This window comes from Mycobacterium sp. 23 (assembly GCF_048287075.1).
Lineage (GTDB): Bacteria > Actinomycetota > Actinomycetes > Mycobacteriales > Mycobacteriaceae > Mycobacterium > Mycobacterium gordonae_B.
The window spans coordinates 1-3,559 of record NZ_JBLVUX010000002.1; the positions used below are offsets into that span (position 1 = coordinate 1).

Consider the following 3,559-nt stretch of genomic DNA (forward strand, 5'->3'; position numbering starts at 1 on the left):
TGCCATCAGATTGTGTTTGTTAGTCGCTTTTTTTTTTTGGAATTTTTTTTTTGGAATTTTTTTTTTGCGCTAACAACCTCCTGCCGTTTTGCCCGTGCATATCGGTCACGAACAAATCTGATTACTAAACACAGTAGCCTGGATTTGTTCTATCAGTAATCGACCTTATTCCTAATTAAATAGAGCAAATCCCCTTATTGGGGGTAAGACATGAAGATGCCAGAAAAACATGACCTGTTGGCCGCCATTCTCGCGGCAAAGGAACAAGGCATCGGGGCAATCCTTGCGTTTGCAATGGCGTACCTTCGCGGCAGATATAATGGCGGTGCGTTTACAAAAACAGTAATCGACGCAACGATGTGCGCCATTATCGCCTAGTTCATTCGTGACCTTCTCGACTTCGCCGGACTAAGTAGCAATCTCGCTTATATAACGAGCGTGTTTATCGGCTACATCGGTACTGACTCGATTGGTTCGCTTATCAAACGCTTCGCTGCTAAAAAAGCCGGAGTAGAAGATGGTAGAAATCAATAATCAACGTAAGGCGTTCCTCGATATGCTGGCGTGGTCGGAGGGAACTGATAACGGACGTCAGAAAACCAGAAATCATGGTTATGACGTCATTGTAGGCGGAGAGCTATTTACTGATTACTCCGATCACCCTCGCAAACTTGTCACGCTAAACCCAAAACTCAAATCAACAGGCGCCGGACGCTACCAGCTTCTTTCCCGTTGGTGGGATGCCTACCGCAAGCAGCTTGGCCTGAAAGACTTCTCTCCGAAAAGTCAGGACGCTGTGGCATTGCAGCAGATTAAGGAGCGTGGCGCTTTACCTATGATTGATCGTGGTGATATCCGTCAGGCAATCGACCGTTGCAGCAATATCTGGGCTTCACTGCCGGGCGCTGGTTATGGTCAGTTCGAGCATAAGGCTGACAGCCTGATTGCAAAATTCAAAGAAGCGGGCGGAACGGTCAGAGAGATTGATGTATGAGCAGAGTCACCGCGATTATCTCCGCTCTGGTTATCTGCATCATCGTCTGCCTGTCATGGGCTGTTAATCATTACCGTGATAACGCCATTACCTACAAAGCCCAGCGCGACAAAAATGCCAGAGAACTGAAGCTGGCGAACGCGGCAATTACTGACATGCAGATGCGTCAGCGTGATGTTGCTGCGCTCGATGCAAAATACACGAAGGAGTTAGCTGATGCTAAAGCTGAAAATGATGCTCTGCGTGATGATGTTGCCGCTGGTCGTCGTCGGTTGCACATCAAAGCAGTCTGTCAGTCAGTGCGTGAAGCCACCACCGCCTCCGGCGTGGATAATGCAGCCTCCCCCGACTGGCAGACACCGCTGAACGGGATTATTTCACCCTCAGAGAGAGGCTGATCACTATGCAAAAACAACTGGAAGGAACCCAGAAGTATATTAATGAGCAGTGCAGATAGAGTTGCCCATATCGATGGGCAACTCATGCAATTATTGTGAGCAATACACACGCGCTTCCAGCGGAGTATAAATGCCTAAAGTAATAAAACCGAGCAATCCATTTACGAATGTTTGCTGGGTTTCTGTTTTAACAACATTTTCTGCGCCGCCACAAATTTTGGCTGCATCGACAGTTTTCTTCTGCCCAATTCCAGAAACGAAGAAATGATGGGTGATGGTTTCCTTTGGTGCTACTGCTGCCGGTTTGTTTTGAACAGTAAACGTCTGTTGAGCACATCCTGTAATAAGCAGGGCCAGCGCAGTAGCGAGTAGCATTTTTTTCATGGTGTTATTCCCGATGCTTTTTGAAGTTCGCAGAATCGTATGTGTAGAAAATTAAACAAACCCTAAACAATGAGTTGAAATTTCATATTGTTAATATTTATTAATGTATGTCAGGTGCGATGAATCGTCATTGTATTCCCGGATTAACTATGTCCACAGCCCTGACGGGGAACTTCTCTGCGGGAGTGTCCGGGAATAATTAAAACGATGCACACAGGGTTTAGCGCGTACACGTATTGCATTATGCCAACGCCCCGGTGCTGACACGGAAGAAACCGGACGTTATGATTTAGCGTGGAAAGATTTGTGTAGTGTTCTGAATGCTCTCAGTAAATAGTAATGAATTATCAAAGGTATAGTAATATCTTTTATGTTCATGGATATTTGTAACCCATCGGAAAACTCCTGCTTTAGCAAGATTTTCCCTGTATTGCTGAAATGTGATTTCTCTTGATTTCAACCTATCATAGGACGTTTCTATAAGATGCGTGTTTCTTGAGAATTTAACATTTACAACCTTTTTAAGTCCTTTTATTAACACGGTGTTATCGTTTTCTAACACGATGTGAATATTATCTGTGGCTAGATAGTAAATATAATGTGAGACGTTGTGACGTTTTAGTTCAGAATAAAACAATTCACAGTCTAAATCTTTTCGCACTTGATCGAATATTTCTTTAAAAATGGCAACCTGAGCCATTGGTAAAACCTTCCATGTGATACGAGGGCGCGTAGTTTGCATTATCGTTTTTATCGTTTCAATCTGGTCTGACCTCCTTGTGTTTTGTTGATGATTTATGTCAAATATTAGGAATGTTTTCACTTAATAGTATTGGTTGCGTAACAAAGTGCGGTCCTGCTGGCATTCTGGAGGGAAATACAACCGACAGATGTATGTAAGGCCAACGTGCTCAAATCTTCATACAGAAAGATTTGAAGTAATATTTTAACCGCTAGATGAAGAGCAAGCGCATGGAGCGACAAAATGAATAAAGAACAATCTGCTGATGATCCCTCCGTGGATCTGATTCGTGTAAAAAATATGCTTAATAGCACCATTTCTATGAGTTACCCTGATGTTGTAATTGCATGTATAGAACATAAGGTGTCTCTGGAAGCATTCAGAGCAATTGAGGCAGCGTTGGTGAAGCACGATAATAATATGAAGGATTATTCCCTGGTGGTTGACTGATCACCATAACTGCTAATCATTCAAACTATTTAGTCTGTGACAGAGCCAACACGCAGTCTGTCACTGTCAGGAAAGTGGTAAAACTGCAACTCAATTACTGCAATGCCCTCGTAATTAAGTGAATTTACAATATCGTCCTGTTCGGAGGGAAGAACGCGGGATGTTCATTCTTCATCACTTTTAATTGATGTATATGCTCTCTTTTCTGACGTTAGTCTCCGACGGCAGGCTTCAATGACCCAGGCTGAGAAATTCCCGGACCCTTTTTGCTCAAGAGCGATGTTAATTTGTTCAATCATTTGGTTAGGAAAGCGGATGTTGCGGGTTGTTGTTCTGCGGGTTCTGTTCTTCGTTGACATGAGGTTGCCCCGTATTCAGTGTCGCTGATTTGTATTGTCTGAAGTTGTTTTTACGTTAAGTTGATGCAGATCAATTAATACGATACCTGCGTCATAATTGATTATTTGACGTGGTTTGATGGCCTCCACGCACGTTGTGATATGTAGATGATAATCATTATCACTTTACGGGTCCTTTCCGGTGAAAAAAAAGGTACCAAAAAAAACATCGTCGTGAGTAGTGAACCGTAAG

5 protein-coding genes and 2 pseudogenes are annotated in these 3,559 nt (G+C 43.4%); 4 read left to right on the forward strand and 3 right to left on the reverse strand.

Annotated features, from left to right (window positions below; all coding sequences use genetic code 11):
• The first annotated feature begins 216 nt into the window (after nt 1-216).
• From ACNQS7_RS00090 to rzpD, 3 genes and pseudogenes are all read left to right on the forward strand, one after another.
• Nucleotides 217-534: pseudogene (locus ACNQS7_RS00090) on the forward strand (phage holin, lambda family).
• Nucleotides 518-994, forward strand: coding sequence for a glycoside hydrolase family protein (locus tag ACNQS7_RS00095; RefSeq protein WP_000229403.1), 477 nt, complete (start codon nt 518-520; stop codon nt 992-994). Before ACNQS7_RS00090 ends, ACNQS7_RS00095 begins: the two are co-directional and overlap by 17 nt.
• Nucleotides 991-1,451, forward strand: a pseudogene (gene rzpD, locus ACNQS7_RS00100) (prophage endopeptidase RzpD). The gene ACNQS7_RS00095 and the pseudogene rzpD overlap by 4 nt, the downstream one beginning before the upstream one ends.
• Before the next feature lie 31 nt (nt 1,452-1,482).
• On the opposite strand, the gene bor reads toward rzpD, so the two are convergent.
• Together bor and ACNQS7_RS00110 are read right to left on the reverse strand one after the other, a co-directional pair.
• The gene (gene bor, locus ACNQS7_RS00105; protein ID WP_000738492.1) at nt 1,483-1,776 is read right to left on the reverse strand and encodes a serum resistance lipoprotein Bor; all 294 of its coding nucleotides are present in this window, start codon (nt 1,774-1,776) and stop codon (nt 1,483-1,485) included.
• 289 nt (nt 1,777-2,065) lie between these two features.
• Nucleotides 2,066-2,518, reverse strand: a complete 453-nt coding sequence (locus tag ACNQS7_RS00110) for a DUF1398 domain-containing protein (protein WP_223248938.1) — start codon at nt 2,516-2,518, stop codon at nt 2,066-2,068.
• Nucleotides 2,519-2,761: 243 nt separating this feature from the next.
• Here ACNQS7_RS00110 and ybcW point away from each other — a divergent pair, with 243 nt between their 5' ends.
• Nucleotides 2,762-2,968, forward strand: coding sequence for a protein YbcW (gene ybcW, locus ACNQS7_RS00115; RefSeq protein WP_001031427.1), 207 nt, complete (start codon nt 2,762-2,764; stop codon nt 2,966-2,968).
• Between the two features lie 164 nt (nt 2,969-3,132).
• Here the strand turns inward: ybcW and ACNQS7_RS00120 are convergent, their stop codons facing one another.
• On the reverse strand, nt 3,133-3,327 hold the full coding sequence (locus tag ACNQS7_RS00120) for a YlcI/YnfO family protein (protein ID WP_001421937.1): 195 nt from the start codon (nt 3,325-3,327) through the stop codon (nt 3,133-3,135).
• Nucleotides 3,328-3,559 lie beyond the last annotated feature (232 nt).